The organism is Methylobacterium sp. 10, from assembly GCF_000519085.1.
GTDB lineage: Bacteria > Pseudomonadota > Alphaproteobacteria > Rhizobiales > Beijerinckiaceae > Methylobacterium.
This window is the reverse complement of sequence record NZ_KI912577.1, coordinates 2,130,726-2,156,474: the sequence shown is the minus strand read 5'-3', so window position 1 is coordinate 2,156,474 and position 25,749 is coordinate 2,130,726. Positions and strand designations below refer to the sequence as shown.

General features: G+C 65.0%; 22 protein-coding genes. 14 read left to right on the top strand and 8 right to left on the bottom strand.

Features of this window, described 5'->3' with window-relative positions; all coding sequences use genetic code 11:
• Positions 1-10: 10 nt before the first annotated feature.
• Positions 11-580 (bottom strand): F0F1 ATP synthase subunit delta, encoded by a 570-nt coding sequence (locus K368_RS0109900; protein WP_027172266.1) that lies wholly within the window; start codon positions 578-580, stop codon positions 11-13.
• Between the two features lie 287 nt (positions 581-867).
• Positions 868-1,563, bottom strand: coding sequence for a DsbA family protein (locus K368_RS0109895; protein WP_027172265.1), 696 nt, complete (start codon positions 1,561-1,563; stop codon positions 868-870).
• A 504-nt stretch (positions 1,564-2,067) separates the two neighbouring features.
• On the opposite strand from K368_RS0109895, the gene K368_RS0109890 reads away from it, so the two are divergent.
• Entirely contained in the window at positions 2,068-3,546 is a 1,479-nt protein-coding gene (locus K368_RS0109890; RefSeq protein ID WP_027172264.1) for a PAS domain-containing methyl-accepting chemotaxis protein, read from the top strand.
• Positions 3,547-3,673: 127 nt separating this feature from the next.
• On the opposite strand, the gene K368_RS0109885 is transcribed toward K368_RS0109890, so the two are convergent.
• A complete protein-coding gene (locus tag K368_RS0109885; RefSeq protein WP_027172263.1) occupies positions 3,674-4,300 on the bottom strand; it encodes a 2-hydroxychromene-2-carboxylate isomerase in 627 nt (208 codons plus the stop codon).
• A gap of 204 nt (positions 4,301-4,504) precedes the next feature.
• On the opposite strand from K368_RS0109885, the gene K368_RS0109880 reads away from it, so the two are divergent.
• Positions 4,505-5,746 carry an argininosuccinate synthase gene (locus K368_RS0109880; RefSeq protein ID WP_027172262.1) on the top strand — a complete coding sequence of 414 codons (1,242 nt, stop codon included), beginning with the start codon at positions 4,505-4,507 and terminating at the stop codon, positions 5,744-5,746.
• Positions 5,747-5,797: 51 nt separating this feature from the next.
• Here K368_RS0109880 and K368_RS0109875 read toward each other — a convergent pair whose 3' ends face one another.
• On the bottom strand, positions 5,798-6,367 hold the full coding sequence (locus K368_RS0109875) for a hypothetical protein (protein WP_027172261.1): 570 nt from the start codon (positions 6,365-6,367) through the stop codon (positions 5,798-5,800).
• Between the two features lie 129 nt (positions 6,368-6,496).
• Complete coding sequence (mtgA, locus tag K368_RS0109870; protein ID WP_348625546.1) at positions 6,497-7,183, bottom strand: monofunctional biosynthetic peptidoglycan transglycosylase; 687 nt, start codon at positions 7,181-7,183, stop codon at positions 6,497-6,499.
• Between the two features lie 124 nt (positions 7,184-7,307).
• Between mtgA and K368_RS0109865 the strand changes: the two genes are divergently transcribed.
• The 3 genes from K368_RS0109865 to leuB all read left to right on the top strand — a co-directional run bounded on the left by K368_RS0109865 (position 7,308) and on the right by leuB (position 11,446).
• Positions 7,308-8,267 (top strand): polyprenyl synthetase family protein, encoded by a 960-nt coding sequence (locus K368_RS0109865; protein ID WP_027172259.1) that lies wholly within the window; start codon positions 7,308-7,310, stop codon positions 8,265-8,267.
• 487 nt (positions 8,268-8,754) lie between these two features.
• A complete protein-coding gene (locus K368_RS0109860; RefSeq protein WP_027172258.1) occupies positions 8,755-10,239 on the top strand; it encodes a SulP family inorganic anion transporter in 1,485 nt (494 codons plus the stop codon).
• Between the two features lie 97 nt (positions 10,240-10,336).
• Complete coding sequence (gene leuB / locus K368_RS0109855; protein ID WP_027172257.1) at positions 10,337-11,446, top strand: 3-isopropylmalate dehydrogenase; 1,110 nt, start codon at positions 10,337-10,339, stop codon at positions 11,444-11,446.
• Positions 11,447-11,539: 93 nt separating this feature from the next.
• Here leuB and K368_RS0109850 read toward each other — a convergent pair whose 3' ends face one another.
• Together K368_RS0109850 and K368_RS0109845 are read right to left on the bottom strand one after the other, a co-directional pair.
• Positions 11,540-11,944, bottom strand: a complete 405-nt coding sequence (locus K368_RS0109850) for a hypothetical protein (RefSeq protein ID WP_027172256.1) — start codon at positions 11,942-11,944, stop codon at positions 11,540-11,542.
• Positions 11,945-12,045: 101 nt separating this feature from the next.
• Positions 12,046-12,939 (bottom strand): hypothetical protein, encoded by an 894-nt coding sequence (locus K368_RS0109845; RefSeq protein WP_027172255.1) that lies wholly within the window; start codon positions 12,937-12,939, stop codon positions 12,046-12,048.
• Between the two features lie 470 nt (positions 12,940-13,409).
• Between K368_RS0109845 and K368_RS0109840 the strand changes: the two genes are divergently transcribed.
• The 3 genes from K368_RS0109840 to K368_RS0109830 all read left to right on the top strand — a co-directional run bounded on the left by K368_RS0109840 (position 13,410) and on the right by K368_RS0109830 (position 16,507).
• Positions 13,410-14,441 (top strand): aspartate-semialdehyde dehydrogenase, encoded by a 1,032-nt coding sequence (locus K368_RS0109840; RefSeq protein WP_027172254.1) that lies wholly within the window; start codon positions 13,410-13,412, stop codon positions 14,439-14,441.
• Between the two features lie 283 nt (positions 14,442-14,724).
• A complete protein-coding gene (locus K368_RS0109835) occupies positions 14,725-15,597 on the top strand; it encodes a hypothetical protein (protein WP_027172253.1) in 873 nt (290 codons plus the stop codon).
• Positions 15,598-15,811: 214 nt separating this feature from the next.
• A complete protein-coding gene (locus K368_RS0109830; RefSeq protein ID WP_027172252.1) occupies positions 15,812-16,507 on the top strand; it encodes a hypothetical protein in 696 nt (231 codons plus the stop codon).
• 115 nt (positions 16,508-16,622) lie between these two features.
• On the opposite strand, the gene K368_RS0109825 is transcribed toward K368_RS0109830, so the two are convergent.
• Positions 16,623-17,273, bottom strand: coding sequence for a CatB-related O-acetyltransferase (locus tag K368_RS0109825; RefSeq protein ID WP_027172251.1), 651 nt, complete (start codon positions 17,271-17,273; stop codon positions 16,623-16,625).
• A 239-nt stretch (positions 17,274-17,512) separates the two neighbouring features.
• Here K368_RS0109825 and rimP point away from each other — a divergent pair, with 239 nt between their 5' ends.
• The 6 genes from rimP (at position 17,513) to truB (ending at position 25,666) form a co-directional block, all read left to right on the top strand.
• Positions 17,513-18,280, top strand: coding sequence for a ribosome maturation factor RimP (gene rimP, locus K368_RS0109820; RefSeq protein ID WP_027172250.1), 768 nt, complete (start codon positions 17,513-17,515; stop codon positions 18,278-18,280).
• A gap of 86 nt (positions 18,281-18,366) precedes the next feature.
• Positions 18,367-19,968 carry a transcription termination factor NusA gene (gene nusA, locus K368_RS0109815; RefSeq protein WP_027172249.1) on the top strand — a complete coding sequence of 534 codons (1,602 nt, stop codon included), beginning with the start codon at positions 18,367-18,369 and terminating at the stop codon, positions 19,966-19,968.
• 215 nt (positions 19,969-20,183) lie between these two features.
• Positions 20,184-20,912 carry an RNA-binding protein gene (locus K368_RS0109810; protein ID WP_051439827.1) on the top strand — a complete coding sequence of 243 codons (729 nt, stop codon included), beginning with the start codon at positions 20,184-20,186 and terminating at the stop codon, positions 20,910-20,912.
• 90 nt (positions 20,913-21,002) lie between these two features.
• Positions 21,003-23,927 carry a translation initiation factor IF-2 gene (infB, locus tag K368_RS0109805; RefSeq protein WP_027172247.1) on the top strand — a complete coding sequence of 975 codons (2,925 nt, stop codon included), beginning with the start codon at positions 21,003-21,005 and terminating at the stop codon, positions 23,925-23,927.
• Positions 23,928-24,073: 146 nt separating this feature from the next.
• Positions 24,074-24,505, top strand: coding sequence for a 30S ribosome-binding factor RbfA (gene rbfA / locus K368_RS0109800; RefSeq protein WP_027172246.1), 432 nt, complete (start codon positions 24,074-24,076; stop codon positions 24,503-24,505).
• A 135-nt stretch (positions 24,506-24,640) separates the two neighbouring features.
• Positions 24,641-25,666, top strand: a complete 1,026-nt coding sequence (gene truB, locus K368_RS0109795; RefSeq protein ID WP_027172245.1) for a tRNA pseudouridine(55) synthase TruB — start codon at positions 24,641-24,643, stop codon at positions 25,664-25,666.
• Positions 25,667-25,749: the final 83 nt, after the last annotated feature.

Here is a 25,749-nt window from a genome sequence, read left to right as displayed (position 1 = left end):
GGCGCCGACCTCAGGCTTCCCGCATCGCGAGTCGAATACCGTTGAGCTTGGTCCGCAGGGACGCATCTACCATCCTGCTGCCGATCTTGACGACGAGACCGCCGATCAGGGCCGGATCCACCCGCAGGTCGAGATCGATCTCCGACCGGGCGACATCGCGCAGGGAGGCCTTGATCTCTTCGAGCACGGCTTCGGAGGGGCGCTCGGCCACCGTGACTTCGGCGCGCACGATGCCCTTCGAAGCGGCCACGAGCCGGTTGAAGCAGCGGATCATGTCCGGCAGCACGAACAGGCGCCGGTTTGCAGCGGCAAGACGGATGAAGTTGGCGCCGAGGCCGGTGATCCCGGCCTTGTCGAGGATGGCGCCGATGGCGGCTTCCTGCTGCTCGCCGGTGAAGACCGGGCTGCGCACGAGGCGCGTCAGGTCGGCACTCTCCTTCAAGAGGCCGTCGAACTGCTGAAGGCTCGCCGCCACCGCATCGATCTGGCGCTCGTCGCGGGCCAGCTCGAACAGTGCGGAGGCATAGCGACCTGCTACGCCTGCAACCGGGGAACCCGCCTCGGAACTGGTCTGCGCCACGCGCCACTCTCTCTTTTTAATCCGGCCCGGGGTCTCGGCCCGTGACGCCCATCAAGGCATCGGCTCTGAAACCGTCAGGAGTGGGAACCGCCTCGGAATACAGGTCTGAAACCCGTCCTCCCGGCGCGGCGAGGGCCTAGCATGCGTGTTGGGGAGGCGCAAGACGAAGACGGCAATGCATAAGCTTGCGCGGAGCGCGATCGTGCGATCATCCCCAATCCGCGCGAACGATGGCGAAGGTGAGGCGCCGCCTGCACGGCGTTGGCCAGGACTATCGACAGCGGCCGTCAGCAAGCGATCTGGTCGCAGCGACGCATGGCGCCGATCATCCGCGCGAGGGACTTCGCTCCGGGATGTCCGAGAAGGCCGGTATTGCCGAGGACGTAGGAGGGCGTCGCCACGAGGCCGAGATCGGCAGCCATCCGCATCTGTGCCTTCAGCGCCAGACGCACCTCGTCGCTGTCGGCGATCGTCTCGACCTCGGAGGCGGATACGCCCAAGGTGGCGGCAACCTGCAGCGCGCCGGTACCGTCGACCTTGCCCGGCTTAGCGAGAAGCCTCTGGTAGAGTGTCCAGGCTGCGGCCGAACCCAGCTTGCGCTGGATCGCCAATGCGACCTTCGCCGCTTGAGCCGATTGTGGCGAGAGAATTGGATTGTTGACGAGCCCGATTCTCAAGGCCGTGTCGCTTGCGGCAAGCGACACCATGTCGACCGCCGCCTTCCGGCAATACGGGCAATTGTAGTCGAAGAATTCGTAGAGCGTAATTTCTGCCTCGTGGGCGCCCACGTATGTGACACCCTTCAGCGCGGGGATCTCACCCACGATCTCGCCCGGCAGCCGCGTGTTCGCGATCGGCCGGCCGTCGTCGTTATCGACCTTGAAGGTCTGGCCGTATCCCTGGGCCACACTCGTGCCAGAGGATGCGACGAGAGTGGCCAGGCTCACTGACCCGGTCAGGAAATTTCGACGGTCGATGGTCATGGGAACCAAGCCTCGAATGTGCGCGGTCTCCAATCATTCGGCACCGCAGGTCGCGCCTCTTAATCCCGGTTCGTGACCGTATCCAGTCCGCCGGAGCCCGCAACGGCGATCGTTCCGGCAGAACCAGTCAGCCCGTCAATGAGATATCGTTCCATGTCCCGGAACACAGCACCTGAAATTGCCTTCGCTTCGTCTTATCAAGCATCAAAACAATCAGAGAAATAATCGACATTACTCATTTTTAGAGGCAGAACTGACATGGCTATATATAGAGAAATATATAATTCGATTTGATAAATCATAAATTATACAACGAATGCAATCGCTTGTCATAAAATACAAATACATCTCGCTCACCTTTATGACGTTATCGTGATGGGTGATTTCTGATTTTCGCGATCCATTGAGGATCTCGTTAACTTGGCGGATAGAAACGCAAGCGTAAACAAGATTGCAGGGTCGAGCGCGGCGATCCACCTAAACCCTTACGCGTCCGATAGGGTGATGAACTTCTTCACGAACAGCGATCTTCGTTCCAAGATCGAAGCATTGGATCGCTCGCAAGCGGTCATCGAATTCGATGCCGACGGCAAAGTATTGACTGCCAACGGGAATTTTCTCGCCGCGCTCGGCTACGAATTGTCGGAGATCCAGGGCAAGCACCACAGCATGTTCGTCGATCCGGCATTCACGGAAAGCGAGGATTACCGCGCCTTCTGGAGCGCGCTGACCGCCGGCACCTTCCAATCCGGCGAGTTCAAGCGACTCGGCAAGGGCGGGCGCGAGATCTGGCTGCAGGCCACCTACAATCCTATCCTCGGCCGCGACGGCAAGATCAAGAAGATCGTCAAGTTCTCCGCCGACATTACCGAGCGGGTGATGCAATCGATCAACAATGAGGGCCAGATCAGTGCCCTCAACCGCTCGCAGGCGGTGATCGAGTTCACCCTCGACGGCACCATCCTCGCCGCCAATCGGAACTTCCTCGACGTGATGGGCTACGATCTCTCCGAGATTCAGGGCAAACACCACAGCCTGTTCGTCGATCCCGCTCTGCGCGCCAGCGCCGAGTACAAGCGCTTCTGGGACGAACTCGGCCGTGGCACATATCAGGCCGACGAGTACCGCCGCATCGCGAAGGGCGGCCGCGAAGTTTTCATCCAGGGTACCTACAACCCAATTCTCGACCGGGACGGACGCCCGCTTAAGGTGGTCAAATTCGCCATCGACGTCACCCGCCAGGTGCTCGAGCGCCAGAGACGCGCCGCCCTCCAGATCTCCATCGCGACCGACCTCAACGCCATCGCCGGAGCCGCCTCAGGGGCGTCGCAGCAGGCCGGAGAGGCCGCCCAGGCCTCGACCCAGGTCTCGTCCGACATCCAGACGGTGGCGTCCGGCGCCGAGGAACTGGCTGCATCGGTGTCCGAGATCAGCATGCAGGTTTCTCACGCGTCCGAGATCTCCGGTCAGGCGGTCAGGCAGGCTCAGGAAACCAGCACCATCATCGCCGGTCTCTCCGGCGCGGCAACCCGGATCGGCGAGGTTGTCGCCTTGATCCAGGGCATCGCCGCCCAGACCAACCTCCTCGCCCTCAACGCCACGATCGAGGCCGCACGGGCCGGTGAGGCGGGGCGGGGCTTCGCCGTGGTCGCCACCGAGGTGAAGGCGCTGGCCGCCCAGACCTCGAAGGCCACCGAACAGATCAGCGCTCAGATCGCGTCGACCCAGCAGGCTACCAGCGACGCGGTGGGGGCGATCTCTTCGATCCAAAACACGATCATGACCCTGAACGAGGTGGCGAGCGCGATCTCCGCGGCTGTGGAGGAGCAGAGCGCCGTCACTCGCGAGATGTCGGCCAGCATGCAGACCGCCTCCAACGGCGTCAGCCTTATTACCGGCAGCCTCAGCGAAATCGCCCGCTCCACCGAAGAGGTCGACACCGCCACTCAGAAGGTCAGGACCGCCTCCCGGGCCGCGGCCTGAAGCGTCACCGTTCCTCGCTCCGCGGAGCTGATAGAGCGGTCGCCGCCCGACACGGCACACGACCGCTCCTATTTCTTGCCGTCGCCTCGATACACCGTAATCATCCCGCCGAGGTGACCAATGGTGCCTATCGCATCGCCCCCGGGCGGTCCCCGGTCGCCCAGGCGAGAGCCTGCTCCAGCCGATCGTTGCCCCAGAACAATTCACCGTCGCCGGTCAGAAACGTCGGGGCGCCGAAGATGCCGCGCGAGCGTGCCTCCTCGCCGTTCACGCGGAGACGGCCCTTGTTGCCCTCCAATGCCGCCGCCTTGAGGATCACGGTGCCGTCGAGACCGAGCCGGTTGAGGATTCCGGCCACGGCCTGCGGTTCGGCAATGGAGTGCCCGAGGGCGAACTGGGTCTCGTAGACGGCTTTGGAAAACGGAATGAGCCAATCGAAATCCATTCCATAGGTGGCCGCGCGCGTAGCGCTCAGACTGTTCTGCGGGAACGTGTCTGGCCGTTTGAGTGGCGGCAGCCCCTGACGCGCTGCCTCACGTTCCACGTCTCGCCACATGTGCCGTCCCTTGGCTGGGAAGAGGTTGAACGGCGAGGAATTCCAGCCCTGGCTGGCGAAGATCGGTCCGAGGAGAAACGGCCGCCATCGCAGATCGACGCCAGCGGCGTCCGCCATCGCACCGATCCGCATGGCCGCCAGGTACGAATAGGTGGAGGAGAACTCGTACCAGAATTCGAGGGTCGGCCGTCTCGGCATTCGTCGAATCTCCGGCGTGGGGTCATGAGCGGGGTTGGATTACGCAGTTTTGGCCGGCACGACCAGAGCGGCAACAGGCTGTGCCGACGCGATCGTGGAAAGCGTGACCGACACCTCTGCAACGTCTCCTGCGGCATGCCGGTTGCACGACGCGGCTCTCGGCTGATAAGTCGCCCCCACTCCACGAGAACCGAAGCGAGCCCGATGTCAGACGCGAATCCGAAGCCCGTCAACAAGGTCGTGCTCGCCTATTCCGGTGGCCTCGACACCTCGATCATCCTGAAGTGGCTGCAGACCACCTATGGCTGCGAGGTCATCACCTTCACCGCCGATCTCGGGCAGGGTGAAGAACTCGAGCCGGCGCGCAAGAAGGCCGAGTTGCTCGGAATTAAGCCGGAGAACATCTTCATCGAAGACCTGCGCGAGGAGTTCGTGCGCGACTACGTCTTCCCGATGTTCCGCGCCAACGCGGTCTACGAAGGCGTGTATCTGCTCGGCACCTCCATCGCCCGCCCGCTCATCGCCAAGAAGCAGATTGAGATCGCCGAGCGCCTCGGCGCCGATGCGGTCTGTCACGGCGCCACCGGCAAGGGCAACGATCAGGTCCGGTTCGAGCTCGGCTATTATGCACTGAAGCCCGACGTCACCGTCATCGCCCCCTGGCGCGAATGGGATCTCAAGAGCCGCGAACAGCTCATCGCCTTCGCCGAGCAGCACCAGATCCCGATCTCAAAGGACAAGCGCGGCGAAAGCCCGTTCTCCGTGGACGCCAACCTCCTGCACGCTTCCTCCGAGGGCAAGGTTCTCGAAGATCCGGCCGACGAGGTGCCGGATTACGTCTACTCACGCACGCTGTCGCCGGAGGAGGCGCCAGACACGCCCACCATCGTCACGATCGGCTTCGAGAAGGGTGATGCGGTCTCCATCGACGGCGAGGCACTGTCGCCGGCCACCTTGCTCGCCAAGCTCAACCAGCTCGGCCACGACAACGGCATCGGCCGTCTCGATCTCGTGGAGAACCGCTTCGTCGGCATGAAGAGCCGGGGCATGTACGAGACGCCGGGCGGCACGATCCTACTGCCGGCCCACCGCGCCATCGAGTCGATTACGCTGGACCGCGGTGCGGCCCATCTGAAGGATCAGATCATGCCGCAATATGCGGAGCTGATCTATAATGGCTTCTGGTTCTCGCCCGAGCGTGAGATGCTGCAGGCCCTCATCGACAAGAGCCAGGAGATGGTCACCGGCGAGGTCCGGCTGAAGCTCTACAAGGGCGGCATCCACGTCATCGGCCGTACCAGCCCGAACTCCCTCTATGACCAGGACCTCGTCACCTTCGAGGAGGGCGCGGTGGCCTACGACCACCGCGACGCGGCGGGCTTCATCAAGCTCAACGCCCTGCGCCTGCGCACCCTGGCGCAGCGCAAGAAGAAACTCGGAGCATAGGCCTCTGAAAACCGTCCCTCCCCCAGTCGCGGGGAGGGATTTGCGCCACGCTCAGACGGCGGCCCAGCGGTCGCCCGCCTTGCCGAAGAGCCCGGGGCCGAGATCGCCGTAGCGCAGGAAGATCTGCAGGGCCGGCTGCATCTCGTGATGTACCGCCGGTATTTCGGTCCCCGTTCCATAGGGCTCGGCCGTGTCGAAGGCCGGCACGTCGCGGCCCTCGTCCCAGACGATGTTGAGTTTCGGCACTAGCGCAAGATGCTGGGCAGTGACGTCGAAGGTGACGTGCTCAGGCGTCTCACCGGTCGCCTCATCGCGGAACACGTCGCCGACATCCTCCGAGGACAGCTTGGCCAGGGTGTTGTGATAGGCGTAGCGGCCCGGCTTCAGAACGGCGTTGTGAAGGAAGACCGCGAGCGCGTCGCCAAGCGCCCGGTGCTCCTCGTCCGCCCCGTCATCGTCCCCGGTAACGTTGAAGATGTCGCCATCGCGGTCGGTGCTGCCATAGGGTGCGTCGGGATGCACGATGGGCGCCCCCTGCCCGGCCGGATTCCAGGCCACCACCATCCGCCGGATCAGGGCGATCCGCTCCAGGGTGAGGTCGAAGGTTGTGTTGTCGGCCATGTCGCGTCCGCTACCGATGTGGTGTTCGTCTTGCCTCGTATCCGCCCCATCACGGGCCGGCCCCGACCGCCTGCCGGGCAATGGAGGGCTCTATGGCACGAGTCGCGGCGAGCCTCCACGTGTTCGGATTCAGCGAAGGCAGCCCATCAATCCGCCGACGCCGTTCATCCGAGCCTGGATGCGGGCGGCGACCGCGCGCACGCCCCGCGACGGCAGGGCCGGGTTGCGCATGATCGGATTCGGCAGGACGGCAGCGAGCAAGCTTGCCTCGCTGCGGGAGAGGTTCCGCGCGCTCTTACCGAACCAGCGCTGCGAGGCCGCTTCGGCGCCGTAGACGCCCTCCCCCCATTCGGCGATGTTGAGATAAACCTCCATCATCCGCCGCTTGCCCCATAGGGCGTCGGCGACGACGGCGAGGGGAATTTCGAGACCTTTCCGGATGAAGGAACGGCCGGGCCAGAGAAATACGTTCTTCACGGCCTGCATGGAGATGGTCGAAGCCCCGCGGCTCGGCCCCTCGTCATCGTCCACCACGTCGCGCAGGGCGCCCCAATCGACGCCGTTGTGCAGGCAGAAGCGCTGGTCCTCGGAGGCAATGACGGCCTGGACCAGAAGCGGCGAGATCGCATCGAGGGTGACGGCCTCGCGGTTGACGGGTTTACCGCTCACCCATCGCGCCAGCATCAGGGTTGAGGGCGGCGTCAGCGCACTATAGACGAGCCCCAGAAGAAGAATCAGGGCCAGCAACATGACGGGGAGCAGCATGACGAGGCCGACGAGCCGCCTCACCCAATGCTTCCTTCGTCCTTGGCGGATGGAATCGAGATCGCGCGCATGGCGTGATCTCGAATCTCCGTCTTCCGCCGAACCGTCGCGCCGTTCCTGAATTCGTACCTCCCGCACAACGACGCGCCCATTCTTGACCAAGGCCCTTCTTACGATGACCTCACCACAAGCATCCCACGCTTCGGTCAAAGCGCACGCATCACAGGCGTTTTCCCACAAGCTTTCGAGCGTGGCCGACGCCGTCGAGGCGTTTCTGGCCGAACGTCTCGGTCCCGAGACGCAGGCGGGCGAGATTACGCGGCCCGTTCGGCTGATGGAGGCCATGCGCCACGCCGTTCTCGGCGGCGGCAAACGTCTGCGCCCGTTCCTGGCGGTGGAGACCGCCCGGATGCTGGGCGGCTCCGAGGCCGGGGCGCTGGCCGCCGGTTCCGCCATCGAGCTCGTCCATTGCTACTCCCTCGTCCACGACGACATGCCGGCCATGGACGACGACGACATGCGGCGCGGCAAGCCCACCGTCCATAAGGCCTATGACGAGGCGACCGCCATTCTCGTCGGCGATGCCCTGCAGACCCTCGCGTTCGAAATCCTGGCCGATTCCGCATGGCAGCCGGACCCGTCGATCCGCGCCGACCTCGTGCTGGGCCTCGCCAAGGCCTCGGGCCTCGGCGGCATGGTCGGCGGACAGATCCTCGATCTCGGTGCGGAGGGACGCTTCGGCACCGTCTCCTTGGACGTCGAGGATACGCTCCAACTCCAGGCGATGAAGACCGGCGCCATCCTTGCCTTCTCGGTGGATGCGGGTGCCCTCGTCGGCGGAGCGACGCCCGACCAGCGCGCCGCCCTGTGGCGCTACGGGCTCGCCCTCGGCCAGGCCTTCCAGATCGCCGACGACATCCTCGACCGCGAGGCATCACCGGAAGCCATGGGCAAGGCCACCGGCAAGGACAAGGATGCAGGCAAGGCGACCCTCGTCGACCGTCTCGGCATCGACGGAGCCCGCGCCGAATGCGACCGCCTGGTGGGCATCTGCGAGGAGGCTGTCTCCGCGTGGGGCGACAAGGCCCAGACGCTGCGGGAAGCGGCGCGGTTCACGGTGGCGCGCAAGGTCTAGTTTTGCCTTTGGGGCTTCAAGTTGAGGTCAATGCGACTCCGCATGACATCAGTTGGGCACGCCGTCATTCCGGGTCTGCATAGCGGAGCCCCGGATTCAGATTAGTCAAACGAGCTCAACGTAGCGATTGCGATGGTTCTGGGTTCCACGCCTTTGGCGCGGCCCTCCGGATCCGGTCTCGCCTTCGACCTCACGAAAAGACGGTACGGATGTGAGGAACCCGGCGTGAGCGTTCCCGCAGGTCATGCGCTGGCAATGCGAGATGAAAGTGCTGCCCTCCGCCGCGATGTTGCATCGCGGCGGGTCCATGCTATCAGGCGTCCATGCATCTCAAGCGGTTCATCGATTTTCTCGGCCTGACGCCGCCGTAGGCGGAGGCTTACCAGATCGTGTTCCGTCCGTGCCCGGCGAGCGCTGAAGCGCCCGGGCCGCCAGATGCCTGTCCCTGCCGACGCTTCGCGCGCGGGGATCCTCGAAAGCCTCATCCATGAACCGTCAGCACCTCCGGAGCGAGTGGGCTCCCGACGTCACGCGTGAACTTCTGGCCGGAACGGTGGTCGCTCTCGCGCTGATCCCCGAGGCCATTGCCTTCTCGATCATCGCGGGCGTGGACCCCAAGGTCGGTCTCTACGCTTCGTTCTGCATCGCGGTGATCTCCGCTTTCGCCGGCGGACGCCCGGCCATGATCTCGGCAGCCACCGGCGCCATGTCCCTCGTGATGGTGACCCTCGTGAAGGAGCACGGGCTCGGCTACCTGTTCGCCGCGACCATCCTCACCGGCCTCCTGCAGATCGCAGCGAGCCTGATGCGCCTCGGCAATTTGATGCGCTTCGTCTCGCGCTCGGTGGTCACGGGCTTCGTCAACGCCCTCGCGATCCTGATCTTCCTCGCACAGATGCCGGAGCTCATCGGGCGAGGGCCGGTCGTCTACGCGATGACCGCCATCGGCCTCGCGATGATCTATGGCCTGCCGTACCTGACGAAGGCCGTCCCCTCTCCCCTCGTCACCATCCTCGTCCTCACCGGGATCGCCGTGTGGTTCGGGTTCGACATCCGGACCGTTGGCGATATGGGCGCCCTGCCGAGCGAATTGCCCGTCTTCGCCCTGCCTCAGGTTCCGTTCACCCTGGAGACCCTGCGGATCATCCTGCCCTACGCCCTCACCCTGGCGCTGGTCGGCCTACTCGAGAGCATGATGACGGCGGCCATCCTCGACGAGATGACCGATACAACTTCGGACAAGAACCGCGAATGCGCCGGTCAGGGCCTCGCCAACGTCACCTCCGGCCTGTTCGGCGGGATGGCGGGCTGCGCCATGATCGGTCAGTCGGTCATCAACGTCTCGTCCGGCGGACGCGGCCGCCTCTCGACCCTCTGGGCCGGCGCGTTCCTGCTGTTCCTCATCGTCGTCCTCGGCCCCTACGTGGCCCGGATCCCCATGGCGGCCCTGGTCGCAGTGATGATCATGGTCTCGATCAACACCTTCCAGTGGAACTCCGTCCACACGCTGCTGACCCATCCGAAGAGTTCCAGCGCGGTGATGCTGGGCACGGTGGCCGTCGTCGTCAGCACCCACGATCTCGCCAAGGGCGTCCTGTTCGGCGTGATCCTCTCGGGCCTGTTCTTCGCCCACAAGGTGACACGGTTCTTCCGCATGTCCTCGCTGCGGGACGAGGGGAGCCGGATGCGGACCTACCGGGTGAGCGGGCAGATCTTCTTCGCCACGGCCGAAGCCTTCCACGCCGCCTTCGATTTCCGCGAGGACGACCTCGACGGCGTAGTCATCGATCTCGCCGCTTCGCATTTCTGGGACATCACCAGCATCAACGCGTTGGACAGGGTGGTGCTGAAGTTCCGGCACCACGGCATTCCGGTGGAAATCTCCGGAATGAATGAAGCGACCGCGACCCTCGTGGACCAAGTCGGTACGCACCAGAAGCCCGGCGCGGTGCTCGGCGGGTCGAGTCACTGACCAACGGGATGGCCGGCGCCGCGCGGGAATGCTTGCCAAGCGCCCGAGCCCCTCGTTACAGCCGCCCAACGCATCACCCCTGGCCGCGAGTGCTCCCATGACCGCCTACAAGCTCCTCCTTCTCCCCGGCGACGGCATCGGTCCGGAGGTGATGGCCCAGGTGACGACCGTGATCGGCGCGTTGGCCGAGACCGGCCTCGCCACGTTCGAGACCGAGACCGACCTCGTCGGCGGGTCGTCCATCGACGCACACGGCGTCCCGCTCACCGATGCGGCCCTGGCGCGGGCGGACGCGGCCGATGCGATCCTACTCGGGGCGGTGGGCGGCCCGAAATGGTCCGGCGTTGCCTACGACATCCGCCCCGAAGCGGGGCTCCTGCGGCTCCGCAAGGATCTCGGCCTATTCGCGAATCTGCGCCCGGCGATCTGCTACCCCGCCCTCGCCGATGCCTCCGCCCTCAAGCGCGAGTTGGTAGAGGGCCTCGACATCATGATCGTGCGCGAGCTCACCGGCGGCGTCTATTTCGGCGAGCCGAAGGAGATCACCACCCTCCCCGACGGCACCAAGCGCGCCGTCGACACCCAGGTCTACACGACGGGCGAGATCGAGCGGATCGCCCATGTGGCCTTCGATCTGGCGCGCAAGCGGTCGGGCCGCGTCGCCTCGGCCGAGAAGCACAACGTGATGAAGTCCGGCGTCCTGTGGAAGGAGGTCGTCACCAAGGTCCATTCCGAGCACTACAGCGATGTCGAACTGGAGCACGTCCTAGCCGACAATTGCGCAATGCAGCTGGTGCGCCGCCCCAAGCAGTTCGACGTCCTTGTCACCGACAACCTGTTCGGCGACGTGCTCTCGGACGTGGCAGCGATGCTTACGGGCTCTCTCGGCATGCTACCCTCGGCTTCTCTCGGCGCGGTGGATGATAAGGGTAGCCGCAAGGCGCTCTACGAGCCCGTCCACGGCTCTGCCCCCGATATCGCCGGCCAGGATCTGGCCAACCCGCTGGCCATGATTGGTTCGCTGGCGATGGCGCTTCGCTACTCGTTCGGCCTCGGCGAGGCGGCAGACCTTCTCGACGGCGCCATCACCGATGCCCTTGCGGCGGGTGCCCGTACCAAGGACATCGCCGGAGAGGGCGTCACGCCGCTCGGTACGGCGGGAATGGGCGAGGCCGTGGTGGCGGCTCTCAGGTCGCGAGTGCGGTAGGCACCTCCGCTTAGCTACCCATGTCCGGACAGAGAAAAGGCGCCGACCCAGACGGGTCGGCGCCTTTGTTTTCTCCTCGTTCGGCGGTGTTGCTTAGTAGGGGTTGCCGTTACGAGACACGTAAGATGTCGGATCGATCGCATCGACACCTGAGAAGTCGATGTTGTGGATCGCGCTCGACCGGGCGCCGACGAACGGGCCGTTGGTGATCGGATCGGGCAGGATCGCGCCGCCGAAGCGGTCGTTGCGGCCGTAAGGCGGCGAGTTCAGATAACTCGCAGTGATGAAGTGCGGGTTCGTAGCCGGGTTGCTGATCGAGCCGTTATTCGCCTCGACGACGTTGCCGGCATCGAGCCAGCTGCGCGGACGGATGCGGATCGGCAGCGGCTGGCTGACGCGGATACCGGGGGCGTAACGACCCTGTGCCTCAACGGCGGTGCTGGCGGCGACGGCGGTGAGGGTGAGCGCGCCCATCAGGGCAATCGTGGCAGTGCGCATGACGGACCTTCGTTGAACCTATGTAAGGGTGGGCCTGGTTTCCTTAAGAAACTGGGCCATTCATGGTGGGAAGACGTGCTAGCGGCGGGCTTGTTCCACGCCTAAGGCGTCGCTTGGGTGTTCTGCCGCACTTTCGCCTGATTATGTCGGAGCGGGCGTTTCACGATCGAACCGGTCTCGGCGGCCGGCTCACGCTTGGGTGCATCGGCGACGGCCGAGGCACAGCCTTCCAACCGCCTGCCCCCGAACACGCGATACGCCGCTTCGAGGCCAGAGGAAGCTTGGCCATTCAGGACGAGCTTGTCCAGGGCGCAAACGATGGCGCGCGGCTCCGGAGGCTGGCTCAAGGGGGCGCAGAGCCAGCCGTCGATGCGTGGAGTCAGGGGTGCAAGCCCGTTCTGGCCCGCATTGGAGAAACCGGTGCAGACCCGCGTCACCGGACCGCTCAACGTGGCTTCCAGGGTCTCGAACGGACCAAACTTGGTCACGATGAGGCCCCGCTCGCCGGTTCGCACCACCCCGAGTCCCTGCCCTTCGGCGGCGCGCCGGGCGATAGTTACGAAGAGGCTGGCCGGAGGATTCGGGCCCTCGCCGATGGTCAGTCTCAGGTAGGGGGCCTCGCCGGCGTCGAAGCGGCCTTGCACGAGGCTGTCCTCTCGCTGCCCCGTCACCGGGTTGATGCGCGCGGGCTCGATCTTGGCCTGATCGAGGGCGTCGGGGTCGTCGAGTCGATATCGCGGCGTTGCTGCGGCGATGGGAAGGGCCGGGCGAACGTTCGAAGCGGCGGACGGACCATACGCCGGAGGGGTCCCGTCCACCACTCCGGCCGTCCCCGGCTTCGGATCCCGGGATGTCGGCTCACCTTCGGAGAATCGTCCGGCGACGACAAAGCAGATTAGGACCGCGAGACAGAGCACGGCAAACCGCATCAGCGGGTTGCTGGCTCGCCTGGACGGCAATTCCTTCGTCTCGACCTGGACGGCGATGCGCTGCATGAAACCCTGAAACCGGCGGCTCTTCTCGCGGCTCGCGCCGCTCGGGTGGCCACCATGCCGTTGGGGGTGCGCAGATCGGGTTTCCCGCCGGGTGTCCAGTTAGAGGTTTTGGAATTCGCGGTGAATCAATCCTTGCCGGAGGTTCGGCGCGGCTGACCTCGCAGTCCGTTTCTGCCGCCGCGAAAGTCTCGCGTGCAGCGCAACCCTTGACAGCCACGAAGACGAAGCGTCTTGCTCCGCCGCTTACGGGATATCCGGTTTCCTTGACGGGCCGGACGAGACGGGGCGTGCCGGCATATCTGCGGTACGACGCGTTTTCGCAGCCGGTCGGTCCGGTCGAGACCGGGAACCTCTGCGAACCCCACTGGCAACGGTACACGGATACGTGCCCGGAAATCCTGCCGGCGGTGCCGAGGCGAAGAGCCCGGCCACGGTGGCGAGCCAGGGCATCACGAAGCGGAGTTGGAGAGATGGGTTACAAGGTCGCCGTCGTCGGTGCCACGGGCAATGTCGGACGCGAGATGCTGGACATCCTGTCGGAGCGGGCATTCCCCGCCGACGAGGTCGTGGCTATCGCCTCGCGCCGCAGCGCCGGGCAGGAAGTCTCCTTCGGTGACAAGATCCTGAAGGTGAAGGCGCTCGACACCTACGATTTCTCAGACACCGACATCTGCCTGATGTCCGCCGGCGGCGAGACCTCCAAGGAATGGTCGCCGCGTATCGGCCAGACCGGCTGCGTCGTCATCGATAACTCGTCGGCCTTCCGCTACCATCCCGACGTGCCGCTGATCGTGCCGGAAGTGAATCCGGACGCGATCACCGGTTTCTCGAAGATGAACATCATCGCCAACCCGAACTGCTCCACGGCGCAGCTCGTCGTCGCGCTGAAGCCCCTGCACGACGTGGCCAAGATCACCCGTGTGGTGGTGGCGACCTATCAGTCGGTCTCCGGCGCCGGCAAGGAGGCCATGGACGAGCTGTTCCAGCAGACCCGTTCGGTCTTCACCGCCGGTCAGATGACCATGGAGAAGTTCCCCAAGCGCATCGCCTTCAACGTCATCCCGCAGATCGACGTGTTCCTCGACGACGGCTCCACCAAGGAAGAGTGGAAGATGGTCGCCGAGACGAAGAAGATGCTCGATCCCAAGATCAAGCTGACGGCGACCTGCGTGCGCGTGCCGGTGTTCATCGGCCATGCCGAGGCGGTGAACGTGGAGTTCGAGCACCCGATCTCGCCCGAGGAGGCCACCGCCCTCCTGCGCTCGGCGCCGGGCATCCTGGTCGTCGATAAGCGCGAGCCCGGCGGCTACATGACCCCCCACGAGGCGGCAGGCGAAGACGCGACCTACGTCTCGCGCATCCGCGCCGATTCGACGGTCGATAACGGCCTCTCGTTCTGGTGCGTCGCCGACAACCTGCGCAAGGGCGCGGCCCTGAACACGGTGCAGATCGCCGAGATGCTGATCAACCGCAAGCTCCTGAAGGAACGGGCGGCGGCCTGAAGAGGTTTCCTTCGAGCGACACATCGACGACCGGAGGGCTCGCCCGAAGGACAAAGCCTTGGATTACGTCTCCTGACAAGGATGGAATCCGTGTGATCGTGTTCGATGCCAGGGGGTTCGACGACATCGTGCGACATTCCTGAGACTGATCGGATCGACGCCGTCCCGCTCGCGGGGCGGCGTTCTGCGTTCTGAAGCCGCCTTCTAAAGACAAAATACCTTGAATTTTTTCCTATAATCGCCTACTAGGAGATAGAACATATCATGAACTGAGGCGATCACAATGTCGAAGATCGAGCGCCGGGTCGCCTTCGGGAATACCGCCGAGGTGCGCGATCTACGCCTTCTTTTCGCGGTTCTGCGGACGGAGATGAAGCTGGTCCGCCTGCGCCGCGCGTTGAGCCAGAAGTACAGCCCGGATCAGCCCCGCGCGCCGGCGGTCCAGAGCGATGGCGGGCGCTGGGTTTCGGGTGGCAGCGCCGGCGGTGCTCCGGCCGACCGGTCGCAGGGTGGAAGCCGGGCGTCCCTCGATGCGGCGGATCCGGGCTCGGAGGCACCGAAACGTACCCTACTGGACGGCGGCGGCGAGGTTCTCACCCTCCGTATCCGATCCGGACGGGGCGACTGGGACGAGCGGCACACCGTCGTCACGCCGGACGGCGACAGCCGCGTCTTCGATAATGCGGGCGAGAGCCAGACGATTCGCGACGGGCAGACCGGCGAGGTACTGTCGCATTCGGCATTCGCCATGGATCGCGCCGCATACGATGCGACGGTTCAGCCGGCCTTCTTGCCGGCGGCGCTCGCCGTCGCACCGGCCGTTGCCGCGACGCTCGAAGCTGCGGCGATGTTATTGACGGTTCTCGCGGCGCGATCCGCCGGTTTCGGGAATGAACCGGGCTCGATTGCCATGCGATATGATTTTGAGCCGGACGAGGACAAGAAGTTCCCGGTCGTGTGGGTCGGACCGGTCGATCAACCGACACTCGACCAATTCTGCCCGCACAGCGAGGAAGTTCAGGCCGTCACAGACGAGGCGACACGGCGGCTAACCCAAATCTCGACAAAACAAGACTTGGAAGTCTTATTCATCTTGATATCGGAAAAACATTCAGGGCACGGGGCTACCCGGAAATCAAAGTTGAGTACTCCCTAGATAGGGCGAGTGGCAGAACAGCACATTACGGCGCAGGAAATTCGGTGCGGCTTGATCTCTACGAGCTGGCGCCGGACCAGATGGTCTGTGTGTACGATCCTAAGACGGGCAGGGAGGGCCTCCGCCCAAGGCGAGCCATTGATTTGGCCAGAACCGCAAAGCGGCATTTCCCCACCTCGCGAGGTATCATCATGATTCAGGTCCGACCGCGCCCATGACGACCGCACGCCAGATCAAAGACCTGTCGGCGCCACTTCTTGCGCGGAACTCCGATCTCGTGGACGTTGGAAAGAACACTTTGTGGCTTACGCCGATCGATCACGTCGGGCGGTTGATCTTGATCGATCGAACATCTGATGCGGGGAGTTGTGCCATCAGTTGGCATATCGTCGAGTTCTTCACCCCTGAAACAACATCGTGGTTCGGCCTGGGACGCTGCGGCGATCGACTTGGCCGATCCAAGCATTTTCCGGGCGGATGGGGCTGGCGCTGGTCCGATCCGACAATCTACGAGGACTTCATCGAACGCGTCGAGGCCGATATCTTGCCGCTGTTCCGGTCCCTGGACACAACGCGCAAGTGTCTCGAATTCCAGCGCGGCGATCCGCAGCGAAGCGGGTACTTGGATCATTACTGGCATCTCGGTGCCTGCATCGCGCTCGGCGAGATTGAAAGGGCGAGAGAGCTCCTGTCTCAGTTAAAAGCTCACCGTGTCGGGGGCCAACCTGCAGAAAGCCCGGCGCAACAGCGCATGTACGAGCGACTTCGTGCGCTGGACCAGCCGCTGCGCTCCGGCGACCGCGCCTCGCTCTGCGCCCTCCTCGCGCAATGGGAGGCGGAAAACCTCGTCGGGAGCCCCATAGAGCCGTACTGGCAGCGGAATGCGTTTCCGCTGGAGGGTGTTTGCTAGATCACGGAGCAAATCGACGGTTCGAGCGGGATGTCGGTGGCGGCGGGATTGCCGAAGCTCAAGACTTGACGCGGCGTTTTTCGCCGCGCGTGGCAGTTCACCGATCGGTCAGGCCTCAAGCCGCCTCGGCCTCCAACGCCGCCACATCCCCACCACTGATCGCCGGCAGGCACCGGGTGATCCGCTCGGCATCCCAATCCCACCACGCCACTGCCTGGAGTCGCGCGGCGATATCGGGCGGTACGCGCATCCGCACGAGCGTGGCCGGGTTGCCGGCGACGATGGCGTAGGGAGGTACGTCGCGGGTGACCACGGATTTGGCGGCGACCACGGCACCGTCGCCGATGCGGATTCCCGGTAGGATCGTGCTGTCGTAGCCGAGCCAGACATCGTTGCCGATCACCGTGTCGCCCCGGTTGGGAAAGGCCATTTCTTCGGGGAAGCGTCCGGCCCAGGCGCCACCGAAGATGAGGAACGGATAGGTGGAGGGCGCGTCGAGGCGGTGGTTGCCCCCGTTCAGGAGGAAGCGCGTGCCCGCCGCGAGGGCGCAGAAGCGACCGATTCGCAAGCGGTCGCCCAGGAAGGCGAAGTGGTAGAGGATGTTGTCGAGGAAGGCCTCCGGGCCGGCAGGGTCGTCATAATAAGTGTAGGCGCCGACCTCGACATTCGGCGGTAGGGAGAGATTGCGGATGAAGGTGATGCGGCTGTGGCCCGCAACCGGGTGAAGGCAATCCGGGTCGGGGCCGAATGACGGATCGGCGGTCATGGGCGAGGCTCCCTGGAAATAGTTGACGGCGACGGAGCGACCGGGATGCGCTCCACCGGGGAACGGCTCGCGAAATCGCTTGAAACGATCCGACGATGGGACTACTCATAGCATATCAGTTCTGGTTGCAGTCTTGAGGCTGCGGTTCGGGAGTGGGCCCCACCGGGTCCGCTCTTTTTTATTGCCGCAACGCCTCTCGCACCGGATCGCTTCACGCAAGGCCGGACGTACAGCGCAGCATGGCGGACACTTCCGAAAAACGTCTGATCACCGAGACCGGCGTCGCCGCACGGGTCGTGCAGGTCATCGAGGCTTCGATCGAGGGCCTCGGCTATCGCGTAGTCCGGGTGCGGGTGTCGAGCGCCAACGGCTGTACCGTGCAGATCATGGCCGAGCGGCCGGACGGCACCATGACGGTGGACGATTGCGAGACCGTGAGCCGGGCGATCTCGCCCCTCCTCGATCTCGACGACCCGGTGGGCAAGGCCTATTATCTGGAGATCTCCTCTCCCGGCATCGACCGGCCGCTGGTGCGGGCCGTCGATTTCGAGCGTTGGGCCGGCTACGAAGCCAAGATCGAGCTGGCGATACCCCTCGACGGCCGGAAGCGTTTTCGCGGGATCATCCGAGCCCCCAACGCGGATGGGCTCACGGTGCCGATCGATCTGCCCGACGTGAAGGAAGGCCTGCCGAGCCGCATCGACCTGCCCCTTCGCGATCTCGGCGACGCCTACCTCGTCCTCACCGACGATCTCGTGCGCGAATCGCTGCGCCGCGGCGGCGGACCGCCGCCGATGCTGGACGACGAGGACGAAGACGAGATCGAAGAGGGTACCGAGGCTGAGGCCCCCGCCCCTCTTAAGAAGAAGGTCGAGCGGCCGCTGAAGCCCAAGGCTTCGGCCAAGCCCAAGCCCGAAAAGATCGAAACCGAGGCGAGCCGGGCCAACAAGGCCAAGCCCGTCCGCACCAAGGCGGTGCGGGTCAAGGACGACGGCAAGCTTCACTAGAGCATCGGCCCGGAGCCCAGGCGGGTGCTTGATGGCACACCGGGGATTCCGAAAAGAACACACGACGAAGAGAGGGATGAAATCCGATGGCTGTCGTCAGCGCCAACAGGCTCGAACTCCTGCAGATCGCCGAAGCGGTCGCACGTGAGAAGGTGATCGACCGTTCCATCGTCATCGACGCCATGGAGGAGGCCATCGCCAAGGCCGCCCGCTCGCGCTACGGCGCCGAGACGGACGTCCATGCCGAGATCGACCCCAAGACCGGAGCGCTCCGCCTGTCGCGCCACCTCGTGGTGGTGGACGAGGTCGAGAACGACGCCCGCGAAGTCACCCTCGACCAGGCTCGCCGCTACAATCCCGGGGCGCTCGTTGGGGACGTGATCTCCGACACCCTGCCGCCCTTCGATTTCGGCCGCGTCGCCGCCCAGTCGGCCAAGCAGGTCATCGTCCAGAAGGTGCGCGACGCCGAGCGCGACCGCCAGTTCGACGAGTACAAGGACCGCATCGGCGAGATCGTCAACGGGTTGGTCAAGCGGGTCGAGTACGGCAACGTCATCGTCGATCTGGGACGCGGCGAGGGCATCGTGCGCCGCGACGAGATGATTCCGCGCGAGACTTTCCGCCCCGGCGACCGCATCCGCTCCTACCTGTTCGACGTGCGCCGGGAAGTGCGCGGCCCGCAGATCTTCCTGTCCCGCTCGCACCCGCAATTCATGGCCAAGCTTTTCGGCCAGGAAGTGCCGGAGATCTACGACGGCATCGTAGAAGTGAAGGCGGTGGCCCGCGATCCCGGCTCGCGCGCCAAGATCGCCGTGATCTCGAGAGACGGCTCCATCGATCCCGTCGGTGCCTGCGTCGGCATGCGCGGCTCCCGCGTCCAGGCGGTGGTCGGCGAGTTGCAGGGCGAGAAGGTCGACATCATCCCCTGGTCCGAGGATCAGGCGACCTTCATCGTCAACGCGCTTCAGCCCGCCGAAGTGGTCAAGGTGGTCCTTGATGAAGAGGCCGACCGCATCGAGGTGGTGGTGCCCGACGATCAACTCTCGCTAGCGATCGGCCGCCGCGGCCAGAATGTGCGCCTCGCCTCGCAGCTCACGGGCTGGGATATCGATATTCTCACCGAGGCCGAAGAGTCCGAGCGGCGCCAGAAGGAGTTCGCCGAGCGCACCGCCGTATTCATGGCCGCGCTCGACGTAGACGAGACCGTCGGTCAGCTCCTCGCCGCGGAAGGGTTCCGGAACGTCGAGGAAATCGCCTATGTCGAGCCGGGCGAGCTCGCCAACATTCAGGGTCTCGATGAGGAGAGCGGCACCGAGATCCAGGCCCGCGCCCAGGATCACCTCGCTCGCGTCGAGTCGGAGTTCGACGCCAAGCGCCAGGAACTCGGCGTCGCCGACGAACTGCGCGAGATCGACGGCGTGACCACACCGATGCTGGTGGCGCTCGGCGAGAACGACGTGAAGTCGGTCGAAGATCTCGCGGGCTGCGCCACGGACGATCTCGTTGGCTACACCGAGGGACGCGGCCCCGAGGCCACCAAGCATGCTGGCTATCTCGACGGGTTCGAGATCTCCCGCGCTGAAGCGGAAGCCATGATCATGGCGGCCCGCGTCAAGGCCGGATGGATCGAGGCGCCGGTCGAGGCGGATGAGGCCGAGACCCCCGACGGAGAGCCCGAGGCGGTCTGAGCACGGAGTTCCGGGCGTCCCGGGCGCTCCACCCTTATCCTGAAGCGCCCGCCTCGGCGGATGTCGCAGGAGGGCTCCAGGGATCGAAAGGCCGACCGAAGATCGCTTTAGGTCCGCTTCGGCACCCCCACGTCGGGGTTGGCGGTGAGTTACAAGGTGATGGGGCCGCGAATTCTCGCGGTCCGTGCGACGATCAACAGGGATCCGACCGCCGCATGACGGGCGAATACGCAGATGTCGCGGACGATGCCGTCGAGCCGGAGCCGAGCACGCTGCTCGATCCCGGTCTCGGACGCGGCCGGCGCAATGCAATGCGCACATGCCTCGTCAGCCGGGTTTCGCAAAGTCCGGATGGGATGATTCGTTTCGTTCTTTCGCCGGACGGTGAGGTGATTACCGATCTGAAAGCGAAACTGCCGGGGCGCGGCGCTTGGCTCACCGCCGATCGCATCACAGTCGAGGCGGCCTTGAAGAAGCGGCTGTTCCAGCGCGCCTTCAAGACCAAGGATGCTGCGGCACCGGCGGATCTGGGTGACCGGATCGCCGCGGTCCTGCGCGAGGACCTGCGTCAGTCCCTGTCGCTCGCCAATAAAGCGGGTTGCCTCGTGGCCGGCTTCGCCAAGGTTGAATCTGCGATCGGTGATAAGGCCGGTGTCGCCGCCGTGATCCAGGCCTCGGATGGCAGTGCGGATGGCAGACGGAAGATCGCTGCGGCATTGCACCGGAGGCATGGCGATGCCATATCCCGTGTCCCGGTCATCGATGATTTGTCCAATGAAGAATTGGACATGGCCTTGGGTCGGGATCATGTGATACATGCGGCGCTTGTCGCAGGAGTCGGAAGCACCGGCTGCCTTGCGCGTTGGCGTCGGCTACGCTCTTTCGAGGGCAAGCCCACGACGGCCGAGGAGGCGGGTTACGCCCGAACAGGGCAGACCGCTTAGACTCTGCAGGACGACGACGAGACGGATTTACCCGGCGCACAGCAGTTTGCCGGTTCACGGGACGATGGAAACCCTCAGGGTTTGGACTGAATGAGCGATACGAATAATCCGGGCGACAAGACGCAGGCACGACCCCCCTCGAAGCCGCTGTCCTTGAAGCGCCCGATCGAGCAGGGAACTGTGCGTCAGAGCTTCTCCCATGGCCGCTCCAAGCAGGTCGTGGTCGAGACCGTGAAGCGACGCGTTATTGGGGCGGCACCGGCCGCTCCCGTACGCGAAACGCAACCGGTCGCCCCCGCGTCGCGCGTGGCGCCTCCCGCCCCTGCGGCTCCGCGTCCCGCTCAGCGGGCAGCTGGTGGCGTCGTGCTGCGGACGTTGAGCGAGCAGGAGCGCGATGCGCGTGCTGCAGCTCTCGCCGACGCCCAGCGTCGCGAGCAGGAAGCACGCCGCAAGGTCGAGGAAGAGGCCGCTGCGCAGCGTGCTCGCGAGGCTGAGGAAGTCCGCCAGCGCGAGGCCGAGGAGCGTCGTCGCCAGGAAGAAGAGCGCCTTCGCGCCGAGGAGCAGGCTCGCCTGCGTGCCGAGGAAGAATCCGCTCGCGAGGCGGCTCGCGCCGCCGAGGCCGCCGCGAAGGAGGCCGCTGCGGCAACTCCCGCTACAACTGCCCCGGTTCCGGCAGCGCCGCCGAAGCCCGTATCCAAGACGGTGCCGATGGCGCCTGTCTCGGCTCCGATGTCGGCTGCTCCGAAGCCCGCGCCGGCTGCACCTGCTCCCACTCCGCAGGCTGCGGCTCCGGCGCGTCCGGCGGCCCCTGCGGTACGTCAGCCGCTCACGGCCCGTCCGACACCGGCTGAGCCGCGCAAGACCATCACTGCCGATGTGCGCAAGCCGCGCGATTTGAACTTCATGGCCAAGCCTGCTCCGGCGCCCGAGCCTGAGGTGGCACCGACGGCCGCCACGGCCGCACGTCCAGCCGGTGCGGCGGCTCCTGCCGCCCGCGTGCCTGGACGGCCCCAGGCCGCCGAGGAGGAGAGCGAGCAGAAGCGCGTGATCCGCCGCCCCGGCATGCCGCTCAAGATCATCACGCCGCCCAAGACCCCGAAGCAGCCGGGCGGCGACCGTAACCGCGGGCGTCTCACCATCGCCACCGCCACGTCGGGCGAGGACGAGCGTACGCGTTCCGTCGCATCGTTCCGCCGCCGCCAGCAGCGCATGAGCGGCAACCGGCAGGTGGAGCAGAAGGAGAAGCTCTCCCGTGAGGTGACGATCCCCGAGACGATCACCATCCAGGAACTCGCCAACCGCATGTCGGAGCGGGCCGTGGACGTGATTCGTCTGCTCATGAAGCAGGGGGAGATCCACAAGATCACCGACGTGATCGATTCGGATTCGGCACAGCTCATTGCTGAAGAGCTCGGTCACACCGTGCGCCGCGTCGCCGAGTCCGACGTCGAAGAAGGCCTGTTCAACGACGAGCCGGACCTTGAGGAGGATCTCGATCCGCGTCCGCCCGTCGTGACCATCATGGGCCACGTCGATCACGGCAAGACCTCGCTCCTCGATGCCATTCGCAAGACAGCGGTGGTGTCCGGCGAAGCCGGCGGTATCACGCAGCATATCGGCGCCTATCAGGTGGCCTCGCCGTCGGGTGACATGGTCACCTTCATCGACACCCCCGGTCACGCGGCCTTTACCTCGATGCGCGCCCGTGGCGCCAAGGTGACGGACATCGTTGTGCTCGTTGTGGCGGCCGATGACGGCGTCATGCCCCAGACGGTGGAGGCAATCAGCCATGCGAAGGCAGCTGGCGTGCCGCTTATCGTAGCGATCAACAAGATCGACAAGCCGGAGGCGAACCCACAGCGGGTCCGCACCGAGCTGCTGCAGCACGACATCCAGGTCGAATCGATGGGCGGTGAGACTCTTGAATTCGAGGTCTCCGCCAAGACCGGTGACGGTCTGCCGGACCTCCTCGAAGGTCTGCAGCTCCAGGCCGAAATCCTGAACCTGCGCGCCAACGAGGCCCGCGACGGCGAGGGCACGGTCATCGAGGCGAAACTCGATCGCGGTCGCGGGCCCGTGGCCACGGTGCTCGTGCAGCGCGGAACGCTTTTCACGGGCGACATTGTTGTCGCCGGAGCCGAATGGGGTCGCGTCCGCGCCCTCATCGACGATAAGGGTGAGAGCATCCCCTATGCCGGCCCGTCTGTGCCGGTCGAGGTGCTCGGTTTCAATGGAACTCCGGATGCGGGTGACCGCGTGGCCGTGGTGCCGAACGAAGCCCGCGCCCGTGAGGTCACCGAGTACCGCGCCCGTCAGAAGCGTGAGCGCATTGCCGCAAGGACAGGTGGCGCGAACCGCTCGCTCGTCGACATGATGCGCGACCTCAAGGAAGGCTTGGGCCGCAAGGAACTCGCCCTGGTCGTCAAGGGCGATGTGCAGGGTTCGGTGGAAGCCATTATCGGCGCGCTGGAGAAACTCGGCAACGACGAGGTGTCGGCGCGGATCCTGCTTGCGGGTGTCGGTGGCATCACCGAGTCGGACGTGACCCTGGCGGAGGCTTCCAAGGCCGTCGTTATCGGCTTTAATGTGCGGGCCCATAAGGAAGCGCGCGAATCGGCCGAGAACAAGGGTGTCGAGATCCGCTACTACAACATCATCTACGACCTCGTGGATGACATCAAAGCGACGCTCTCAGGCATGCTCCCGCCGACGCTGCGCGAGGAGCGCCTCGGCGAGGCGCAGATCCTGCAGATTTTCGACGTGTCGAAGGTCGGCAAGATCGCCGGTTGCCGCGTGACCGACGGTGTCGTTCAGCGCGGTGCCCACGTCCGCCTGATCCGCGACAGTGTGGTGATCCACGAGGGCAAGCTGTCACAGCTGAAGCGCCTCAAGGACGACGCCAAGGAAGTCGGTTCGGGTTACGAGTGCGGTATGTCCTTCGAGAACTTCCAGGATATGCGTGCCGGCGACACAATCGAGTGCTACCGGGTCGAGGAGATCCGCCGCACGCTCTAGCAGCGACGTGGCCAGACGAACCCGGCGGCTGCAGCGCATGCTGCAGCCGCCGTTTTGTTTTGAAGCGGGCCGGCACGTCGATGCGCCCCCCCCGTTAGGTGGGTTGCGCCCCCGCCAGGCAATCCCGGATCCGAGACCAAGCGACCATGGCTCAGAAACCCAATCCCAGCGGTCCCTCGCAGCGCCAGCAGCGCGTGGCCGAGCTCATCCGGCACGCCATCGCCGAGGTGCTCCAACGCGGCGACATCCAGGATCCCATCCTTGGCTCGCACGTCATCACCGTGCCGGAAGTACGGATGTCACCGGATCTCAAGATCGCCACGGCCTACATCATGCCGCTCGGCGGGCTTGACGAGAAACCAGTGATTGCGGCCCTGGAGCGCAACAAGAAGGCGCTGCGCCAGGAAGTCGCCCGGCGCGTGAACCTAAAATTCGCGCCAGATCTACGCTTCCTCCGTGACGAGACGTTCGACGAGGCGGATCGGATCGACGCCCTTCTCAGGACCGAGAAGGTTCGGCGGGATCTCGAATCGCAGCCCCGGGATTCGAACGATCGAGACGGTGACGCTCAGAACTGACCATCGCGGTGACACCGATTGGATCCATACGATCTGAGTCCGGCGTTACACCCCATCACGAACTGACCCTGGCGTAGATAAGGATGTCCCGGCTGGAGAAGCCGTTGCGTCTATCTCGCCGTCGACGAGGACATCATGATCAACGATCCGACGATCGAGCATTCCGACGTCGCCTCCCCGCAGCTCCACCATTCCGTCGAGGAAAGACCCTCCCAGGGCCGCCGCCAGCAACGGGGTCAAGGCGCGGATCGGCCCAAGCGCCGCGACGTGAACGGTTGGGTGATCCTCGACAAGGGCGTCGGCATGACCTCAACTCATGCTGTTGCCGTGGTGAAGCGTGCCTTCAACGCAAAGAAAGCGGGCCATGCAGGCACGCTCGATCCGCTGGCCTCCGGCATTCTGCCGATCGCCCTCGGCGAAGCGACCAAGACTGTCCCCTTCGTCATGGATGGCCGCAAGGCCTACATCTTCACCGTGACCTGGGGCATCGAGACGGATACCGACGATGCGGAAGGACGCCCGGTCGCCACCAGCGACTCTCGGCCGGACCGCGCCCTCGTGGAGGCTGCGCTCCCCGCTTTCATCGGCGCCATCGAGCAGGTGCCACCACGCTATTCGGCGATCAAGATCGCCGGTGAGCGAGCCTACGATCTCGCCCGCGATGGCGAGGTGGTTGAACTAGTCGCGCGCCCGGTCCAGATCGACCATCTCGCCGTGGTCGAACATACGCCTGATCGCTCCGTCATTTCGGCCGAATGCGGAAAGGGTACCTATGTGCGCGCCATCGCCCGCGATCTCGGTCGCGTGCTCGGCTGCTACGGCCATGTCTCGGCGCTCCGCCGCACCCGTGTCGGTCCTTTCGCGGAAGCCGAATCCTGCCTCGTCGCCACCCTCGAAGAGGGCGGCCCCGACGGCAACGCCGCCCATCTCCGACCCGTCGAAACGGCTCTCGATGCTGTCGTCTCCGTGGCCGTCTCGCGCGACATGGCGCTTCGACTGATGCGGGGCCAGCCGGTCCTCCTCCGTGGGCAAGACGCCCCCACGGAGGGCAAGGCTTTTGCCACGTGCGGCGGTATCCTCGTGGCCGTCGGTGATGTCGAGCGCGGCGAGTTGGTTCCGCATCGCGTCTTCCACCTGGGCGGGACAGCACGCCAGGGTTGAGTTAATCGACATTTGCTGGCGCTGGCTACAATCCATCGGCGTGGAGCGGTAAGAATACCATCACTCTCTTGCGTTCGACACAC